An 18,340-nucleotide genomic window follows, 5' to 3' on the forward strand; every position below is an offset into this window, starting at 1 on the left:
GTTTCCTCCTCTTCTACGTGGTTGAAAATCGGACGTGCTACCAGGTCAGCACCGGGACGATCACCGTGCGGACCTGCATGCGCTGGACGGGGCCGAAGTAGCGCGCGTCGAAAGACCGGGGATTGGCGTCCGCCATCAGCAGCAGCTGGAATTCGCTGAGGATGTATTGGTCGGCCTGGAAGCTCGCCATGGGACGGCCATTGCCGTCAGCGGCCAGCGGCGCGCTGTGCGCCAGCAGGCGCCCGTTGACACGCACGCCGTCCGGCGCCACGCTGATAGCGTCATTGCCCGCGCCAAGCACTTTCTTCATCATGTAGCCATAGCCGCCGGGACAGAAACCCGCGCCGATGTAGCCGCGCTGGCGCGCCTCCTCGAACACCCCCAGCTGGGGCGGACAGAACATCACGTAGCGCCCGGGTGCCACCGGGGCCGGACTGGTCCAGTACAAGCCGCGCGGAATGCTATGGCTGCTGTTGATGCGCGCGCCAGCCAGGTGGGCTGCCACGCCCAGCACCAGCAGCGCGGTTCCCAGCGAGGCGCTCCAGGCGCCGAGTTTCACGCATGTCCGGTTCATAGCCGTATGCCCTCCCCGTCCGCAGGACGGTGCGCGTGGTGCAGCCTGTCGCTTTTCGTGGGCGCGGGGATCGCGGCGCGCGCCTGGAAGACCGCATCCTGGAAGTACAGCGGCTGGCGGCCGTAGATCGCCGGATAACCGGCCACGTAGACGACCATGTCGCCAGCCTTCTCGATGTCGCCGCTGGCCGACTTGACGGGGCCGGGCATGCGCAGGCACTCGTCCGGCGTGAGCAGCGGGCGCTGCGTCTCCTGGATGGTGCGCGACACCTGGGCCAGCAAGGCGCTGGTGCGGCGCCCGCTCGTCGTGACCTGCTCCTTCGCCACCGTGGTCTGGCCCGTCAGCTTGGAAAGGTGCTCGGCCGTCTCAAGGCGGTTCGGCGGATAGGCATTCTGGATATGGCAGCTCGACGTGATGCTTTCGTCGGGACCATAGCCTGTTTCGCGGCTCTTGAGCTGGTTGATGTCCTGGCAGATCAGGTAGCACTTGATGCCGTAGCCCGCCAGGAAGCCCAGCGACTCCTGCATGATGTCCAGCTTGCCCAGGCTGGGAAACTCGTCGAGCATCATCAGCAGCCGGTGCCGGTAGCGCGCCACGGGACGCCCGTTCTCGAAGCTGATGCGGTCGGCCAACTGGCGCACGATCATGTTGACCAGCACGCGTACCAGCGGGCGCAGGCGCGCCTTGTCCGTCGGCTGCGTGACAATGTACAGGCTCACGGGGCTGTCGTGGTGCATCAGGTCGCGGATGCGGAATTCCGAGCGGCTCACATTGCGCGCGACGATCGGGTCGCGGTACAGCGACAGGTAGGACTTGGCCGTCGACAGCACGGAACCGGCTTCCTCCTCGGGCCGGTCGAGCATGTCGCGCGCGGCCGAACCCACCACCGGATGATTGCGGCCATCCGCATGGCTGTAGGTGATCATTTCCATCCACAGCTCGCCGATGCCGCGGTTCGGGTCCGCCATCATGGCGTCGACCACGGACAGGGTGGCCGTCGTGCCTTCGGCGCGCGCCTTGTACAGCGCATGCAGGATCACGCCGACGATCAGCGCCTGGCTGGTCTTTTGCCAGTGCGTCTCCAGCCCCTTGCCGTCCGGGTCGACGATCAGGGTGGCGAGATTCTGCACGTCGCCCACCTCGTGCTCCGTATCGAGGCGGATCTCGTCGAGCGCATTCCAGCACACGCTGCCCTTGGCGGCAGCCGGCTCGAAGTACAGCACCCTGTTCCCCGCATGCTTCTGGCGCCAGCCCGAGGTCAGCGCCCACAGCTCGCTCTTCAGGTCGGTGATGACGGCGCTGTGCGGCCACGCGAGCAGGGTCGGCACCACCAGGCCGACACCCTTGCCGGAGCGCGTGGGCGCGTACGTCAGCACGTGTTCCGGCCCGTCGTGGCGCAGGTAGTGCTGCCTGCCCGCCCGGTCCAGCCAGGCCCCCACATACACGCCGGCGCTGGCCGGCTGCGCCCTTCCGGCCAGCAGCTGCCACAGCGAGCGCGTCGCGGGCAGCAGGCCGGCGGCGCGGATGTCCGTAATGTTTGCCCAGCGCGCCGAGCCGTGCAGGTACTCGCTGGCGCGGGCCGAATTCACCGAAATCATCCTGGCCACCAGCAGCCCTATCAGGCCGATGCCCGCGACGCTGACGCCCACGCTGCCCGCCTGCATCAGCGCATCCGGATACTGGCCGCGCCACCTGGCCGCCCAGCCGACGATGGCCCATGGCGGATAGACCTGGCTGGCATGCCAGCCCAGCGCGCTCTGGTAGTGGAATGCATGGGCAAAGAACTGGGTGGCCGCCTGGAAGCCGCCAACGAGGGTGAGCGCGGCCAGCGCCGGGATGGCCTTGCGGGCGCCCCGCCGCGCGCTGCGCACCTGGGGACCGACGGCATTATTGAACCTGTCTTTCATCTGGTCCGTCCTTTCGTCTTGATGACGCCGTCAAGCGTCACGGTGACGGCATCACCGGGGGCCAGCTTGCGCAAGCGCCTTGCTGCTGCGCCGCCCACCGGCAGGACCATCGTTGCCGCGCCCCGCTCCAGCAGCGCCAGCACCTGGCCGCCCGCCTCGCGCAGCCCGGCAAAGACAGCCGGCCCCTTGACACCATCATATCGTTCAAATTTCGGTATATCGGACAATCGCGGCCTTGTTTGTTCCTGCTCAAGGAGGAAGGCATCCACTGCCGCCGAGCCCGTATCCCGCCTGTCCGCTACGCCTCCCCGCCCAGGAACATGCCGTCGCACGCGCTGATCTGCTGCGGCTCCTTGCTGCTCCACGTGACCAGGTACATCACGCGGCAATAGCACTTCAGTTCCACTGCCGATGCGAACCATACCGAGTTGGGACAGCTTTCGCAGACGGTTCCTGGCTGCGGGCGGCGGATGGCCTCCAACCCCGCCAGGGTCAGACTGGTAGTGGGTACCGCGCCGGGGTCCGGCGCGGGGCTCGCCGGCCGCGGTGGCGGCGCGCGCTCCAGCGACTCCAGCGCCTGCTCCAGCAGCGCGTCGCGCTGCGCCTTCACCGGACTGTCCGCCCCGGCGCGGTTGCCTTGCCTGTTCATCCTGCCTCTCCTTCGTGCCACCGGCACGCAACAAGTCCTGCCGGCGCCGCTCCAGCACGGCGTCGTCGAACGTGACCGCCAGGTGCGCGGCAGCCGCCGCCTGGATGACCTGGTCCTGGAACGCGGCGCTGCCAGCGACATGCAGGCAACTGCCATAGCGCGATACCGCCATGTCCAGCGCCAACTGCAGGCCCGCCTGCGTGGCGCCGCGCGTGATTTTCAGCTTATGCCCGTCGTCGCGGATCGTGGTCGCGCCAGCGCAATAGATGAGCGTGCCATGCTTGGTGACGCTGTCCTGCCGCAAGCCGCCAGGCGCCTGCGGCCCGCTTGTCTCACTTGCCAGCGGGCTGCCGGCCAGCGTATTGCCTGCCAGGCCCGGCTGGCCACCGCGCGCGCGCAGGGCAACCAGCGCCTGGGCGTCGCCAGCCCCGGCACGGGTGCGCAGCCAGTCCGCCCAGGCAAGGCGGCCGTGCTGGCTGCGGATGACGCGGCGCTCCGCAAGGTAGCCGCCGTTGATGCGTTCGATGTCCGCCATGAGCGTCTTCGCGGCTGCCGCATGCAGGATGCGTTTGGCAAACGGGCCGCAGGCAAGCATGCGGATGGCAGCCCGCTTGAGCCTGCCCCGGCGCTTCGCCTCGGCAATCAGGCGCTTGTGCTGCGCGCGCGCGCCCGCCAAGGCTCCAGCGCGCACCTGGACGGCTTCCTGCTGCTGTTCCTGGTAGAGCGCATACAGCGCGGCAGTGTCCACGCGCAGGCGCAGCGGCTGGCGGGTTTGGCTCGCCTGGCTGGGATGGCCGCCTGTCCCGGCCGGCCCGGGAGTGTATGGCCCAAGCCGCGCTTCCAGGCGCGCCCTGGAACAGTCGCGGTGCACGGAGCTGGCCTTCACGGCCGTGCCGTCGCTGGCCAGGATCACCAGGCCGTTGCCGCGTTCGCGCAGCACCAGCCCTTGTGCAAGCAACACGCCATGCAATTCCTGCCACGAGGCCGCTTCCCGCATCTGCGCATGGCATGCGCGGCGCACCAGTCCCAGCAGGCTCTCGATGCCGGCGTGGCGTTCCATGTCCATGGCGCGGCTGGCGGCCCCCGTTTGCCGCGCCTGGTGGTTGTCGCGCTGCAAGCCGAACTCGTCTTCCAGCGCCGCGCACAGCTGGCCCAGCGTGGCATGGTCGCGGTAAGGCTGGTGGATCGTGTAGCGGGTGGGATGGATCTTGTTGATGGCGATATGCACGTGCAGGTTGTCCGTATCGTGGTGCACGACGCTGATGCGCTGGTGCACCCCATAGCCCAGCCCGTGGCAGATGCGCGCTTCCACGGCCTGCAGCACGGCCGGGGGCGGTTCTTCGCCGGCCGGAAAACTGAGGATCAGGTGATAGGTCTTGTCCGATAGCGCGCGCTGGTTCTGCGCCTGCGTGTTGAGGATCTCGGTGACGGCCACTGCGGGCTGGTCCGACTGGCAATTCGTGACCGTCACGCTGCCGACGCGTTCCCGCTTGGCCTGCGCATCGGCCAGGTAGGCCAGCAGGCTGGCAAAGCCGCTTTTCCGCGCGACCTTCATGGGAACATGCTTGGCAATCATGCTGCTCTCCCCTGCCGGGCTGCGACTGCCGTTGACCGGCCAGTGCAGCCAATTTTTTAGCTGCTAAAGTCCGCGCCCCTGTTGCGGCAAGACTACGGCACGCATGACGGCATGCATTTCATCCTGGGTATCGGCGATCTTGGCCAGCACGGCGCGGATCGTCGCCTCGCCGAACGCGGCAGTGCGCTCGTCGTTGGTCAGCCACAGCTTCAGCAGGCCACCCAATCGGCCCAGGTCGCCATTGATGCGCGCCAGTTCCTCGACGCGCCGGTGATCGAGGATGCCCGGCAGCCGATGGCCCAGCCCGACCCTGCGCAGATAGGCCGCCACCGGCAGCCCGGCCGCGGCTGCCAGCCGCTTGATCTGCGCCTCTTCGTCTGGCAGCACCGGCACGCGCAGCTGCCGGGCCTTGCGGGTGATGGCGTGTCCTGCTTCTTGCATGGCGTCCTCGCGGTTAGCGCGGCACGCGCAGGCCTCGCAGAGCAGGATGTCCGTTGAGCGCCGCAGGCGCGAATAAGGCACCGTGAAGAGAGATAACCGGCCCGCCGGTTAGCTAACTTCACCTATCCTGCCCCGGCCCGCACGGCGACCGAGCCATTTAATCGTAGGACAGGCTTTCGATTTAACCCTTGTTCTGGCACAAAACGGAGCGGATTTTATCGGTCACTATTCCGAAAAGGCCTTTAAAGGCCTTATTTGCCTCCAACCGTGGCATATCAGGCTTCAACCGTGTCAGATTGGTGGTTCAACCGTGCCAGTTTTGTGGTGTAACAGTGCATCTTCCGCATAGCGTGAAGGGGAATAAATACCATGGAGAAACCCTATGCCGAACAACTGAGTGACTGGATCAAATGCAGCAAGCCGGCCAAGCGCGACCAATACCTGGTCGCCTTCCTCGCCGTCAGCGACGATGTACGCGCCGCACTGGCGGCGGGCTTTCCCATGAATACCATCTGGCGCCATATGTATGCCTCGGGACGCGTACCGTTCGGCTACGACACGTTCCTGAAGCACGTGCACCGCATGCTGAAAGCCTCCACACCGGCCGAGGAAACGGCTGGACAAGGCGTGGCGCCGCAGCGACTGGCATCCCGCCAGTCCCGCGCGGCTTCCGGGAAACCGGACGCCGTGACACCCCGCCCGGCGCCAGCGCCGGCCGGCTTCCATTTCAACCCGATCCCGGACAAAAAGGAGCTACTGTAATGGCCCATATCCATATGTTGCTGCAGGGAAAAGGCGGTGTCGGCAAGTCGCTGATCGCTGCCATCCTCGCCCAGTACATGCTCAGCAAGGCCCGCACGCCGCTGTGCATCGACACCGATCCCGTGAATGCCACCTTCCATGGCTACCAGGCGCTGCAGGTCCGGCGCATCGACCTGATGGAAGAGGAAGAAATCAATCCGCGCGGCTTCGACGCCCTGATCGACCTGGTGGCGCAGGCGCAGGGAGACGCCATCATCGACAACGGCGCCAGTTCCTTCGTGCCGCTGTCGCACTACCTGATCAGCAACCAGATCCCGGCCTTGCTGGCGGAACTCGATCATTTGCTGGTGGTGCACACCGTGATCACGGGCGGCCAGGCCCTGCTCGATACCATCAGCGGCTTCGCCCACCTGGCCAGCCAGTTTCCGCCGGAAACCCGCTTCATCGCCTGGCTCAATCCCTACTGGGGGCCGGTCGAGCACGAGGGCAATGGTTTCGAGCAGATGAAGACCTATCTGGCCAACCGTGAACGCCTGTCTGCCATCGTCCGGCTGCCCGTCTTGAAGAAGGAAACCTTCGGGCGCGACCTGGCCGGCATGCTGCAGCAGCGCCTGACCTTCGACGAGGCGCTGGCCATGCCCGCACTGCCCATCATGACGCGCCAGCGCCTGAGCATCATCCGGCGCCTGGTGTACGGCGAACTCGATGCCGCGATGGTGCTGTGATGGGCGACCAGACCGAGGAACTGCTGCGGGAAATTGCAGCGAAACATGGCATCGCCGTCGCGCGCGACGACCCCATCCTTGTTTTGCAGACCATCAACAGCCGCCTGATGCAGGACAGCGCCAGGGCCCAGCAAGTCCAGCTGGATCGGTTCAAGGAGGAAATGGAGGAGCTGTCGCGGCGCTGGAGCACGGACGCCAAGGAAAAGGCCGAACGCATCGTCAACGCGGCACTGGCCGCCGCCCGGGAAGCCATGGCAGCCGCCATGCAGGAAGGAGGCCAGCAGGCGGCAAGGACCGCGCGCCAGGAAATCGACGGCGCCTTGCTGCAACTCGCCCGTCCCGTGCGCGCCGCGCATGCCATCGCCCTGTTGAATGTCGCCGCCGGCTGCCTGGCCATGCTGGCGGCGGCCGTGGCCTCATGGGCCGTGCTGAGATAAGCCCAGCCGCGCACCGCGACCGGCTTGCAGTACATGGCTGCGCTCGGGGCCTTGCTGCAGCCGCAGCTTTTCCAGGCGCTGCGCCTGCTGCTGTGCATCCCACTCGCTGGCCAGCGCGGGATGCCGGGTACGCAGCTTGCGCGCGGCCAGTTCCGAGATGCGCGGCGCGTGCACGCCCATGCTGTCGCGTACCTCGCGCACCAGTTCCAGGCGGCCCAGCAGGCGCTGCATGGTTTTCTGTTGCTGCTGCACCTGCTGCTGCCACTGCGCGCGCGTGGCGGGAAAGGCCAGCAAGCCCGGCTGCTGCATCTGCGTGCGCTGCAGGCGCGATGCCTGCGACTCGATCAGGTTCTCCAGCCTGTCCTCGATGCGCTCGACCTGCTCGTGCTTGGCCTCGAGCTGCGCAGCCAGTGCCGCGCCATACTGTGTGTCCAGCGGGGCGGCATCCAGCATTGCCGCCTGCTCCAGTTGCTCCTCCGCTGCCTGGTAAAGCTGCGCATCGGCCTGCATCTCGGCCCCACCTCGCGCGCCAGAGCTAGCAGTCCTGCCTTGCTGCGGCCGCTCCATCGATAGTTTCATGATCCGCCTCCGGTTTTAGCGGGCTCTGCCCTACCGGCTCAGCTTGCGCCCCTGTTTGACACTGGTATCGATGCCCGTCCCAGCTACTTTAGCGAAATCGCTGGCGGCGTGCTTGATCAATGTCTTGCCGACCTGCTGATACACGCTGGCGACAACTAACCATGTGCAGCCAGCAATTTACTGATCTCCGCATAATCTGCCGCACTACCAGTAGTCCTGCCTTCCCTTTTAAACCTCAGTGCATGTGCTGGCAGATCATTGACAATCCGCTCAGCAAGCATTGCCGGTGTTTCTCCCATGGCGTTTTTGATCTCTTTGAGCGCCTGAGAGTGCGCCAGTAATCCAGAGACAATCCGGGGACTGCCCATCCTGACTGCCGTATGCAGTACATTATTTTTCTCCGCACCGGCAGCAAGGGTTAGATCAGGCTCGGCACCCAGCAGCAGTTGAACGGCCGTCCAGCAATGTGCAGCCACCGCCGCATGCACGGCGGTGCGGCCCAGGAAATCCTGCCGGTCGGGGCTGGCTCCTGCCTCAAGCAAGCTCTGGAGCAATTCTACGTCACCATAGTCGGCTGCAAGCATCAGCGCAGTCTGCCCTTTGAAGTCGGACATATCCAGTAGACCTCCCCACTTGGTTGCAACAATGCCAATTGCCTGGCGCCAGCATGCGCATAGCGCTTCGGGACGTTTCATCTTGGCCTGTTCAGCATCACGGAACAGTTGCTTCAATCGTGGCAGTGATCTTTCAAACTCATGCAACATTTTCATCCATAGAGTGACAACGGTATCCCCTCGTACGTCGCGCAGCCGCTTGTTTTTCAGATTGCTATTCCTGGTCATCCACTCCGTGATATCTTGTCCGTCATTTTTCCCGAACAGCAACAATGGTTCTGCAACCAGACTGTCGCACTGGCTCTTCAACGGGGCCATTTCGATTTCATAATCTGGGTATGGTAAGTAGAGATCCTCCCAGAAATATTCAGCCATGGCTGCCGCTGCGTCCTCGAAGGAAGGGTTCGCCCCCTCAATCTGCCCAAAAAACAGTGCTGAGCGGTAAAATCGTTCGTCTGCGCGTTGCAGTGGGCGCTTGGCAACAGCCAGCGCAAAGGCGTCCCTGGCAATCTCCCCCCGCATAGGGCCATAAGACCGTTCCAGGCAAGCATCGAATGCCACCTTGAATAGAGCTGCGGCGCCATCAAAATCATTCATGGCAAGTCTGTGCTTCGCCTGATACTGCAAGATCACGGCTTTAAATGCCTCCGCTGCAGGAGCAGCTTGCGCTATTGAAATGAGTTGTACGACACGCGCTTCGCAGTCATCAGGCCGCTGTTTTCGGTCATTATTCAAGTAGAGATGGAGTTCAGCAAGCACAGCATCGATCGACCAGTACGGATTCTGCGGTAACTGGCGCAGACGTTCAAGCGCCATCAAACGGACTGTCGGGGGAACCTCCGGATTATGTGCGACAGAAGATACTGCCTGCTGACTGCTTGATGCCTGCAAGGCACGGAATGGGGATCCGGCTCTGATGCGTTCATTTAGCTGCATGCAAGCCAAAGCTTCAGACGCTTCTTGCCGCAAACGCTGAGTGTTTCTTTCGATAATGGGCAGGTTTAAGGGCGCATGGGGCAGGAACAAGTCTTCCAGCTTCTCACCGCCATTCATCTGCGAAAACCTGGAGCTCAGCTTGTAGCCAAGTTCGCTTGCCCCTTTGTGCCGACACGACGGCAATATGGCAAGAAACAGCTCATGCGCAAGCCATTCTGGCAGTTGCTGCTCAAACCATGCGTCCGTGGAACCATAGCCCTTGCCAAGTCGCTCTGCCTCGATAGTCAGCCGGTATGTATACTCGAAAAGCCAGATCAATTGCAGTACTTTGTTCTGTAGTGGATCGGAACAGCGTTTGTCTATTCCAGGGCAGAGGAACCGCACCAGCCGCTCATAGCCATCCTGGAACATCCTCGCCGTGTATAGCCGCTGCCTGATCGTCTGCATCGTTGGCCGTGCGTACCGTGCCGCGAGCAGTTCAAGAAAATGCAGCTTGACTGGCATCGTTGCAGTGTTACCAAGGATACTCTCGATAGCGCCAGCGTGAGGCATGGCGAGCTCGGTACGCAGCTTGTCCGCATCAAGATTCTTTCGGGCGACGAAACTGAGTGCACTGGCAAAACGATCATCTTCGCTCATCTGGACATCGTCGGCAAAACATCCCTGGAAATCAAGGTCCACGCAATCTGCGAAATACGCTCCAATGCTTTTGTTGTCTGGCAAGTCGCCCTTGCGCCAGTTATACAAGTTCTTACGAAAACTCTCGTCCGCAATGGCATAGGTGGTTTGCCCGAGCAAATCGTTCAGCCAGTCCATGACATGCGTAACCGGCATGCTCAGGGCATTCTTTTCCCCGTCCCTAGCTTCCTGCGGCAGAAACCAGAAACCGCCATGTGGCATGCCTATTTGCGTATCGCCAGACATATTCCAAAAAGCCAGGCGGCGGCCCATTTCGGGAACTACAGTGTAACCGAGCATATACCATGCAATTTGGCGTGTATCGGCATCGTACGTCCATGTTTCAAGTTCTAGTTGCGTATGAAATCCAGAGGATTCGATAATGTTGTGCAATGCGTCGCGTGTAGCTGCACCATCAAAACCGAGCTCTTGGAAAATATCATTTAGCAAAGCGCTACCCAAGGCCAGATGGCCATGGAGTTCTTTGTCAAGTTGAGCGAAGCGGGCCTTCTGCACTGATTGCAAAATAACACCGCCATGCGGCGCGAGACTTTGATGGACTTCCAGAAGAATGCTCTCGAAAGTTGGAAATATGGCCATGGGTTTTCCGATAAGTTATTAAGTCCGCCAAAGAATACTGTGGCACGCAGAATCAAGAAACGAATTGTGGCGTACACCCCTGCGATCTGGGAGTGGAATCGGAAGGTATGCGGGAATTCATGGCAAGTGCGCGAAAGAATTCACCAGTGGCACTAAGCTCGACTGGCGAAGGCCCGGCGCGCGATACGCTTCGGCTTAGAGACTTCGCCGGAATAGATGGCCTTGTAATCATTGTGCGCACGATTATCATCAGGCACACGGGGACGTGGAACGCAGTGCAGCATCTACAGGGCTGCCGATGCGCCGTCCTGCCTTCTGTATCAACTGCTGGGCAACGCCCTACCGGCTCAGCTTGCGCCCCTGTTTGACGCTGGCACTGCTGCTGTGCGCCTGGCCGTCCTCGTAGCTGACACTGGTATCGATGCCCGTCCCAGGTACTTTAGCGAAATCGCTGGCGGCGTGCTTGATCAATGTCTTGCCAACCTGCTGGTACACGCTGGCGCCATCGGCGTGCACGATGACGCCGGCATACGTCTTGGCCTTGTCGGCATTACCTGCAAGATAAATATCGTAGATGCCGGGCTTGATCGCCCCTGCCTTGTCCACCTTGCTGGTGGCCCACTGTCCGCCCTGCTCGTTTTGCAGCAGGCGCTGCCCGTTCATCACCAAGACTCTTTGCTTCATCAATACGCTCCTGTTTATCGGTAGGACGTGACAGCGGCCGAATCGTTCGGCGATGGGCCATTTTAAGACGCGATACTTGCCACTGGGCAGCTAAATGCCTGCGATGTGGTACACATCAAACTGGCCCGGCGCCAATTTCGCCATCCGGCATATCCATGAGCCGCCGCGCCTGACGGGAAATGCCCTGCAGGATGGCGTCGGCAAGATCCGCAGGAAAGCCGGGCGGCAGCAAGCCATACATGGCGGCCACCACCCCATCGACATACCCTAGCACCTCGCCGATCACGTCCTGCGCCGCGGCCGCGCCGAAACTGGCCTGGCGCGCCTGGCTCAGCCAGTGGCGCCGCTGGATCTGCTCCAGGTGGTAATGGTTGCTGGCGCCGCGCACGGCCATCGCCAGCCGGGCATCCTGGCGCGGCAGCTGGTGCGCGCCGGGGCCGATGATGGGATGGGCGGACAGCACGTCGTAGAGCGGCGTCGACTGGAAACGGCTGTGCGGCAAATGGAAAATGCTGAAGTTCTTCGCATGGCCATCGGTCGCCGCCAGCAGCCAAAACACCAGCTGGATCTTGAAGAAGCGATGGCGGTCTGCCTCGGCCTGTGCAGAGCCCAGCAGGATGTCCATGATGCGGCTGATGCCCGGCCCGCCATCGGCCTGGTACTTGTGCAGGGGCGGCGTGCCGGTCGCCTGGCAAAAATCCTCCTGCGGCAGCCGGACAATCCAGCTGCCATCACCCGACAGCCTGCGGTCGAAGCGCTCCACCACCAGCGTCTTCAGTTCCTCGAAAGTGGCGATGCGGCATGGCGCCGTGGGCAAGCCGAACGCGTACATGATCTGCGAACACAGCCATTCGTTTTCCACCGAGGTGCGCATGTCGGCACGCATATTGCCCACCAGCCCCATGGGTAACTTCAGTATGTGCGTCGTCGGCGTGCTGCCGGTGGGACGGTGCCACTGGCCGCGATGCCATAGCAAGGCCGTCTTTTCCTGCGCTCCGGCAATCGACAGGCGCAGGTCCGGCTCCGCGCCTGGATGCCCGAACGGGGCTTCCGCGACCGTGTTGCGCAGTATCCTCGCCACGCCAGCCTCGTCCAGCGCCTCGCCCGTGATGGTAAACAGGTCCGTGGGTACCTCGCCGGGCGGCAATAGCTGGATGGCGCCGACACAGTCGCGCCCGGCCGCAGCGAGCAACTGGTACGGCGCGATGCCGCCGGTCTGGAAGTGCTGGGCCATGCGGCGGCGGATCGGTTCGCTGTCAGGCAGGAGGTTGTCGAAATAATTCTGCACCAGCGGGCCGCGATAGGCGCCGCCCTGCGGCTTGAAAGGCATCGACAGCGACAGCGGCCGTCCGGCCTCGTCGTCGATCCAGGCGTCAAAGTAGGTCAGCGCCGAGGTGCCAGCGGACGCGTCCCAGTAGGCGACGGGCATGCCGTTCAGCCATAGGTGCAGGCGCTGCGCATGCGCTCGCCGGCCCATAGCTTACCAGCGCTCCCTGGCCGATGGTGGAGGCTCCTGCCTTGCCGGCGCCTCCGGCCGCGCGGGACCGGGTGCACGCTGGCGCGCGAGGCGGGCGGCGGGCGGCCCCGCATCGGTTGCCTCCTGCGCGATGGCGGCATCCGGGGATGGCTGCCCGGCTGGCGAGAGCAGCAGTTCGGCCCCCAACAGCCGCAGCACCGTGTACAGGCGCTCAACGCTTGTCGAGGCGGGATTGGCTTCGATCTGCGCATAGCTTTGCTGCGTGATGCCCAGCTGCTCCGCCAGCGCCTGCTGCGACAGGCCGGCCTGCTTGCGGAAGCCCACGAGAATCGGCCGCAAGTGCTGCAAGGATCGGATCGGATAGTCCATGGCGTGTCCTAGGATGTGTATCTACAGTATAGGAACTGTCAAACGCAATTACAAGAAAAAGACTGTAATTCCACTTTACAGTCCATAGACTGTATCTTGGATATTCCAGTCGATGACTGCCGGGCACCGCCAGCAAGCCAGCGGCTCAGTTGGCGCTGTGGAATTTCAACCAGAACGCTTCGCGGCAGCGACTGTCAAAGCGCCTGACCGCTGGCTGCACCTCCACCGGCGCCAGCCCGTTCGATGGCACTTCATAGGTGATCCAGCACTCCGCGCAGGCCGCCTGCGATGGAAAGCTATCCTCTTCGGACGTGCGCCGCACCACCACGCCATTGCTGAAGTAATAAGTGGCCACTTCCTGTCGTACCTCAAAGCCGTCCTCCTGCCAGAAGGATTGCGCGATATCGCGCCGCTCGATAACAGCCTGGCTGGGCAGGTTGAAAATAGCACCGATGTAGGTCAACAAGTCATTCATGGTCGCATGACAAATAATTGGACGGTTCCGTCTGCACTTCAAGACACGCTGGCGGAAACTGCGGCACAGCACAAGAGCCGCAGTGTAGCACCGGCCCTGATCCGCGCGGCAAGCGCCATGTCCCACGGATGCGTCAGTCACCCGCGCCCAGCAGCCTGAGCGGCACAAGCCCGGCGAGCGCCACCTCCACTTCGACGCCATCGGCGCGCCGCAGCCAGGCCAACCCTTCCCCGCCAGGCCTGCGTCCCAGCACCAGCACGCCTTCGCCTTGGCCATGGCGCACGAGAATGCCCGTGCAGCGCCAGCGGCTGGCACCAGCCGGCGTGGCAAGAGTGGCCTGCGCAGATGCGGGCGGACCTGCGGCCGATGGCACGACTGTGGCGTCGCCGGTTCCGTGGGTGATCTCGTCCTCCTCGCCAAACTTCGCCCCGAGAAATGCGCGCAGCAACTTGACGGCGCTACGCGTGATCTCCGGTTCGTCCTCGCGCAGCCAGGCCGCCACCTCGCCCGGGTGCGACTTGTAGGCCGTCACCAGTTCATTCACCGTCGTCACGTCGCGTACCCTACCCTCGTTGAACGCCAGGGCGACGGGTTCGGGCAAGTCCAGCAGGGCCGCATGCTGTGTCACGAAGGCGGCGGACTTGCTAATGTTGCTGGCGATCTGCCCCCGCTTCAGCCCCTTCGACAGTTCGCGGCCGATGTAATTGGCAATTTCCCGCGCCGTCAGCTCGTTGCGCTGCAGGTTTTCCACGACCTGGTCGGTCTCGCTGTAGTCGTCGTCGATAAAGCCGGGGATAGTCGCCAGTTGCGCCAGCCGCGATGCGCGGTAGCGGCGCGCGCCGTGATTGATGATGTAGCGGCCGGGCCGGTCGGGATGATGGCGTACGGAGATCGGCGTCTTGATGCCGCGCATGCGGATAGAGGCAGCGAGTTCGGCCAGGCTATGCACCGTAAAGCCCGGATTTGCGGCCGAGCGCGGCTGCATTGGGTCTTCGTCGATATGTTCAAGCGGCAGCGCCAGCGGCCTGCCCTCCGGCGCGCGGCCGCTGCTGGCGCCCGGCGGCGCGGATGCCTTCTTCATCGCGGCTGGTCCGGCTTGCCGTACGCCACAAACCAGGTCAGGTAGCAGAAAAAGCCATAGTGCAGCAGCAAGGTCCATCCGGCATGCGCGCCAGGCGTATCCCACAGCACCAGCGCACGCAGCAGCTGGAACAGCACGTCGCACACCATGATGAAACGCAGCAATGGCCAGCACAGCGTGACGATGACCCACAGGACGGTGCGCAGGCCAGGCCGGCCCGGCGGCGGAACAGGCGCGGGCGGGAGCGGCGGCGCTTTCGCCTTGCGTGGTACCGGTGGAAACTGAATGATGTCTGCCATACGTCCTCCCCCCCGCTTCGCGGCACCAGTGCAACTGATATGTCGGCAGAACCTATCGTCGCTCCACCAGCCGTAAGCGACTTTGATCCAGAACAAGGTCTGGTTCTGCCATTGGCGTAATTTTTAGCTGCTAAAAAAGGCCCGATTGAGCGCCGCCATGAAGTATTGGGCACACGGGAATAACCACCGCCGTGTTTCAGTCGGTATCACGTGCGTATCCATGTTGAATCACCGTCCGCAGCAACCACCAATTGCACCAGTAATTCGAAGTGATCATTGTGCAGTTCACAAAGCGCCACATTAGGAGATGCGAAACTCGGCCGAGCGATGCAAGAGGGTTTCGATAGTAGGTGACATAGATAACAGAATGAGGAGGTTCAGGCGAAAAAAGCACACTATCGAACAGCTATCGTAATGCAAATGTATTCAATGTGCCCCTCCTTCACCATAACGGACGACGGAAGATGTAATATTGGTTCGAAGCAGCAGCACAGCGGCTGCTTCTGAACGCTATAAAAGCACAGTCCACTGCGAAAGCCTGCTTGGTGCGCTCAATAAGATCCAGGAATCTGCACGCTGGCAGTATACTCTCCATCACAGCCGGGGCGACATGGCGCTTGGCGGCATCACACGAAAACTGAACCTTGCTTTTGCTGCTTGACTTCAATTTTGGCGCGTTCTATAAGCGGGAATTATCAGCAATTCGTCCGAACCCATTTGACAAACGTGATAATTTGTGTAAAATGCTTGAACAGTCATCTGGTGAGGTCTACTCAAAGCAATTTGATTGGACTGGGGTGTTCGATTCTCCCTGACTAAAACACATTTTATGAGTGTTTTTTAGTCAGGGTTTAGTAGGCTTTGTAGTAGATTTTGGCCCGAGTAGATCAGGTCTTATTGCTCTAACGGCACTTTCTAAATTTGCATCAAGCTTTGCATATTTAAGGCTTTTGCACGTAACTAGCTGTTCTACAGTTAAATCAAAACACTGCCGAAGGTCGGCACGTTCCATATTACATCCATTCAGCGATGCATTCTTAAAGCTACAGTTCTTAAAGCGCGTTGCATGAAAATTCGCGTCCTCGAGTTCTGCTTTGAAAAAATCCACATCTTCTAGTGCACTTGCCATCATCCTTCCATTCTTGAACTTTAGATACCGCATACAGCAATTGTGAATATGCACTTTGTTGAATGTCGCACTATTGGCAGATGCTCCTCGAAAATTCGTCTCGATAAATTTTGATGCACTAAAGTTCGTCAAATCTAAAAGCGCCCCCATTGCCATCGATTTTGAAAGATCTAGATTTTTTGGTTTTGTTTTAGCTAATGTGCATTTTGATAAATCAATGGACTTTATACCCAGCTCTTGAAGTCTTCTTATGTTCGCATAATTTTTAAATGCAGCCTCCTCCGAAAACAAGAATCGAGTATCATCAATATTCTCTTTATATTTTTTAATTTTTTCTTGTTTTTCATGTTTAATCATAACAACATACAAGCCAATACTAAAAAAAAGAAAATCGATTGCACTGCTATGCATATTAGTAACAATCCCCGCATAAAAAGAGTCTTGCCCCCAAAGAGAAAATTCAAAAAGCAATGGAAGTTTTTCATATAGAATCGTTGAGGTAGCTATGATGATTAAAAATAATGCAAAAAGATAAATCAACGTCTTAACTCGAGCATCTTTCATCAATGATGAAAACAAGAAATTTTTACTATTTTTCATTATATTATTTACTCACAGATATTAATTTAATTAAGTTTATTGTCGCGATTTATTAAATCTCAGGAAGAGGAATTTATTCCATAAATAAAATTTATACCAACCATTAATAATTAGAAAATTTTTAAAAAGTCAGTGCGAACTACATTCTATTGAATGCTGTAGTTATTTTCGCATCTGGCCTTCGGAGGATGCCGAGAAACAGTATAAAATGCGCTGAATGCATTGCTCAGAATTTTTTTAACTGTCAAGAACCACTAGATTATAAAGACGTTTAACGAATAATTTCGACTTTTCGCCTATAATTTCTGACTCTGTCGCATTAGCAACCAGTCGGAGATCGATCAGGTGGCCTCCGAGTCCAAACACGGAACTCGCTATGCCCAACTTCAAAGAGATGATCGATGTGATCCTGGTTTGCATGCGCTGGTATGCAACTTACTTGCTACACTACCGGCATTTGAAAGAAATGATGGAAGAGCGTGGTGTATCGGTCGACCGCTCATCGATTAATCGACGGACGATCCATATCCTTCTGCACGTCAAGAAGATGACCCCTAAGACAATGACCCGGTCGCTGGGAGCTGACGAATCGCTGAGACCTTGATCAAGGAGCTCTGTCGTATTACAGATCCGAAGACGGATTTTTCCAGTACGGCATTTACATTCTCACTCTCAACGTTGAATCGGTGGCTAGCGCTGCCAAGGCTGATCTCGTATCAGTGGTTGACCTCATTGGTCAGCAGTATTCGAAATGTGCGGCCTGGACACCGCCTACTTCTTCGGGGCAGAAAATTTTTCTTCATCCGGTTTCCCTCTGCAGACTCTCGTACGAAACCGCTCATCTCATACCAACTGACAAGCAACTCTTTACTCGTGCTGTGATCAAGAGGGTAAGCATGGAGCGCCACAAAGTTAAATTTCAATTGAATGGCAATATTTTCCGCGTAGTCAAGTAAGCTAGTAGCTATGTATTTTTGCTCGACTCGGGAGGTACATCAATTTCGATTATAAATCCTGAGGGTGCAAGTGAACTTCGTACTCGTCATAAATCAGCAGGCCTGATTAGACCTCTTCACTTAAGCCACACTTGCATACACCTATTTTTAGCAGCTAAAACTGCACAGACCATCAAATGCCCTTGTGGCAGCTGCCTGCAAACACCTTTGATCTAGTCGATATACCCGCCCGATTCCAGTTGTATTGGCCGTATGCGCCATCGATACTGACTACGTATTTTCGGAATAATGATTGTGAATACAATGTCGACACACCGCCACTGGCGACACGACCTCAACGAACCGATCTGAGTCTTTGCCGCCATACTGGCACCGAACCTGTCTCACTCGCTGAGGAGCAAAAGGAGCCTACCATGACCCAAGTCGCATTTCCTTCCACCCCAGAGCCACCCGCAACTCCAACGCTCAATGAGGAACGTTTCATCCGCTTGGCTGAAGTGCTGGCCACCTGCGGGAAATCCCGCAGCAGCGTTTATGAAGGCATCAAGGATGGCACCTTTCCGGCCCCGGTAAAACTCAAAGGCCGCTCATCGGCCTGGCTCAAGAGTGAAATCCTGCACTGGATGCAGGCGTGCGTTGCCGCACGGCTTCCTGTCCCGGTTGCAATACAGGCGACGTCCATGAAAACAGTGACAGCGAATGGTTTAAGCACGCGCACCAGGCGTCAGCGTGCTTAAGGATGTCCCGTGCAAACATCCCATTGCGCGACAGTAGGTGTGGCGCTGGCGCAAA

17 protein-coding genes and 1 pseudogene are annotated in these 18,340 nt (G+C 59.8%); 5 read left to right on the plus strand and 13 right to left on the minus strand.

Features of this window, described 5'->3' with window-relative positions:
• Window positions 1-37: 37 nt before the first annotated feature.
• From traF to traJ, 4 genes are all read right to left on the minus strand, one after another.
• Window positions 38-574 (minus strand): conjugative transfer signal peptidase TraF, encoded by a 537-nt coding sequence (gene traF / locus BM193_RS20500; RefSeq protein ID WP_092800398.1) that lies wholly within the window; start codon window positions 572-574, stop codon window positions 38-40.
• Window positions 571-2,481, minus strand: coding sequence for a type IV secretory system conjugative DNA transfer family protein (locus BM193_RS20505; protein WP_092800395.1), 1,911 nt, complete (start codon window positions 2,479-2,481; stop codon window positions 571-573). The genes traF and BM193_RS20505 overlap by 4 nt, the downstream gene beginning before the upstream one ends.
• A complete protein-coding gene (gene traI, locus BM193_RS20510; RefSeq protein ID WP_092800392.1) occupies window positions 2,478-4,706 on the minus strand; it encodes a TraI/MobA(P) family conjugative relaxase in 2,229 nt (742 codons plus the stop codon). The genes BM193_RS20505 and traI overlap by 4 nt, the downstream gene beginning before the upstream one ends.
• 63 nt (window positions 4,707-4,769) lie before the next feature.
• Complete coding sequence (gene traJ / locus BM193_RS20515; RefSeq protein WP_092800390.1) at window positions 4,770-5,147, minus strand: conjugal transfer transcriptional regulator TraJ; 378 nt, start codon at window positions 5,145-5,147, stop codon at window positions 4,770-4,772.
• 369 nt (window positions 5,148-5,516) lie between these two features.
• Here traJ and BM193_RS20520 point away from each other — a divergent pair, with 369 nt between their 5' ends.
• Genes BM193_RS20520 through BM193_RS20530 form a run of 3 tightly spaced genes read left to right on the plus strand, consistent with a single transcriptional unit; the run spans window position 5,517 to window position 7,071 of the window.
• Window positions 5,517-5,909: a TraK family protein gene (locus BM193_RS20520; protein WP_092800387.1), complete on the plus strand. Its 393-nt coding sequence runs from the start codon at window positions 5,517-5,519 to the stop codon at window positions 5,907-5,909.
• The gene (locus tag BM193_RS20525; RefSeq protein WP_092800384.1) at window positions 5,909-6,634 is read left to right on the plus strand and encodes a nucleotide-binding protein; all 726 of its coding nucleotides are present in this window, start codon (window positions 5,909-5,911) and stop codon (window positions 6,632-6,634) included. The genes BM193_RS20520 and BM193_RS20525 overlap by 1 nt, the downstream gene beginning before the upstream one ends.
• Entirely contained in the window at window positions 6,634-7,071 is a 438-nt protein-coding gene (locus tag BM193_RS20530; protein ID WP_092800381.1) for a conjugal transfer protein TraM, read from the plus strand. The genes BM193_RS20525 and BM193_RS20530 overlap by 1 nt, the downstream gene beginning before the upstream one ends.
• Here the strand turns inward: BM193_RS20530 and BM193_RS20535 are convergent.
• From BM193_RS20535 to BM193_RS20575, 9 genes are all read right to left on the minus strand, one after another.
• Window positions 7,051-7,650, minus strand: coding sequence for an IncP plasmid survival protein KfrC family protein (locus BM193_RS20535; RefSeq protein WP_139176264.1), 600 nt, complete (start codon window positions 7,648-7,650; stop codon window positions 7,051-7,053). The genes BM193_RS20530 and BM193_RS20535 overlap by 21 nt on opposite strands.
• Window positions 7,651-7,805: 155 nt before the next feature.
• On the minus strand, window positions 7,806-10,478 hold the full coding sequence (locus BM193_RS20540) for an ankyrin repeat domain-containing protein (protein WP_092800375.1): 2,673 nt from the start codon (window positions 10,476-10,478) through the stop codon (window positions 7,806-7,808).
• Window positions 10,479-10,817: 339 nt separating this feature from the next.
• Window positions 10,818-11,162: a KfrB domain-containing protein gene (locus tag BM193_RS20545; RefSeq protein ID WP_086147511.1), complete on the minus strand. Its 345-nt coding sequence runs from the start codon at window positions 11,160-11,162 to the stop codon at window positions 10,818-10,820.
• A gap of 115 nt (window positions 11,163-11,277) precedes the next feature.
• Window positions 11,278-12,639 (minus strand): type II toxin-antitoxin system HipA family toxin, encoded by a 1,362-nt coding sequence (locus BM193_RS20550; RefSeq protein ID WP_092800372.1) that lies wholly within the window; start codon window positions 12,637-12,639, stop codon window positions 11,278-11,280.
• Window positions 12,640-12,642: 3 nt separating this feature from the next.
• Window positions 12,643-13,008 carry a helix-turn-helix transcriptional regulator gene (locus tag BM193_RS20555; protein ID WP_092800369.1) on the minus strand — a complete coding sequence of 122 codons (366 nt, stop codon included), beginning with the start codon at window positions 13,006-13,008 and terminating at the stop codon, window positions 12,643-12,645.
• 145 nt (window positions 13,009-13,153) lie between these two features.
• Window positions 13,154-13,483 carry a hypothetical protein gene (locus tag BM193_RS20560; protein ID WP_092800366.1) on the minus strand — a complete coding sequence of 110 codons (330 nt, stop codon included), beginning with the start codon at window positions 13,481-13,483 and terminating at the stop codon, window positions 13,154-13,156.
• A 133-nt stretch (window positions 13,484-13,616) separates the two neighbouring features.
• The gene (locus tag BM193_RS20565; protein ID WP_217638506.1) at window positions 13,617-14,564 is read right to left on the minus strand and encodes a ParB/RepB/Spo0J family partition protein; all 948 of its coding nucleotides are present in this window, start codon (window positions 14,562-14,564) and stop codon (window positions 13,617-13,619) included.
• Complete coding sequence (gene kleE, locus BM193_RS20570; RefSeq protein WP_092800363.1) at window positions 14,561-14,863, minus strand: KleE stable inheritance protein; 303 nt, start codon at window positions 14,861-14,863, stop codon at window positions 14,561-14,563. Before kleE ends, BM193_RS20565 begins: the two co-directional genes overlap by 4 nt.
• Before the next feature lie 844 nt (window positions 14,864-15,707).
• Window positions 15,708-16,592, minus strand: coding sequence for a pentapeptide repeat-containing protein (locus BM193_RS20575; RefSeq protein ID WP_092800360.1), 885 nt, complete (start codon window positions 16,590-16,592; stop codon window positions 15,708-15,710).
• Window positions 16,593-16,968: 376 nt separating this feature from the next.
• Between BM193_RS20575 and BM193_RS29155 the strand changes: the two are divergent.
• Window positions 16,969-17,106, plus strand: a pseudogene (locus BM193_RS29155) (IS6 family transposase); the annotation flags it as partial.
• A gap of 855 nt (window positions 17,107-17,961) precedes the next feature.
• A complete protein-coding gene (locus BM193_RS20585; protein WP_092800354.1) occupies window positions 17,962-18,285 on the plus strand; it encodes a helix-turn-helix transcriptional regulator in 324 nt (107 codons plus the stop codon).
• Window positions 18,286-18,340 lie beyond the last annotated feature (55 nt).

The sequence above is a fragment of the Janthinobacterium sp. 344 genome, assembly GCF_900112025.1.
Classification (GTDB): Bacteria; Pseudomonadota; Gammaproteobacteria; order Burkholderiales; family Burkholderiaceae_D; genus Janthinobacterium.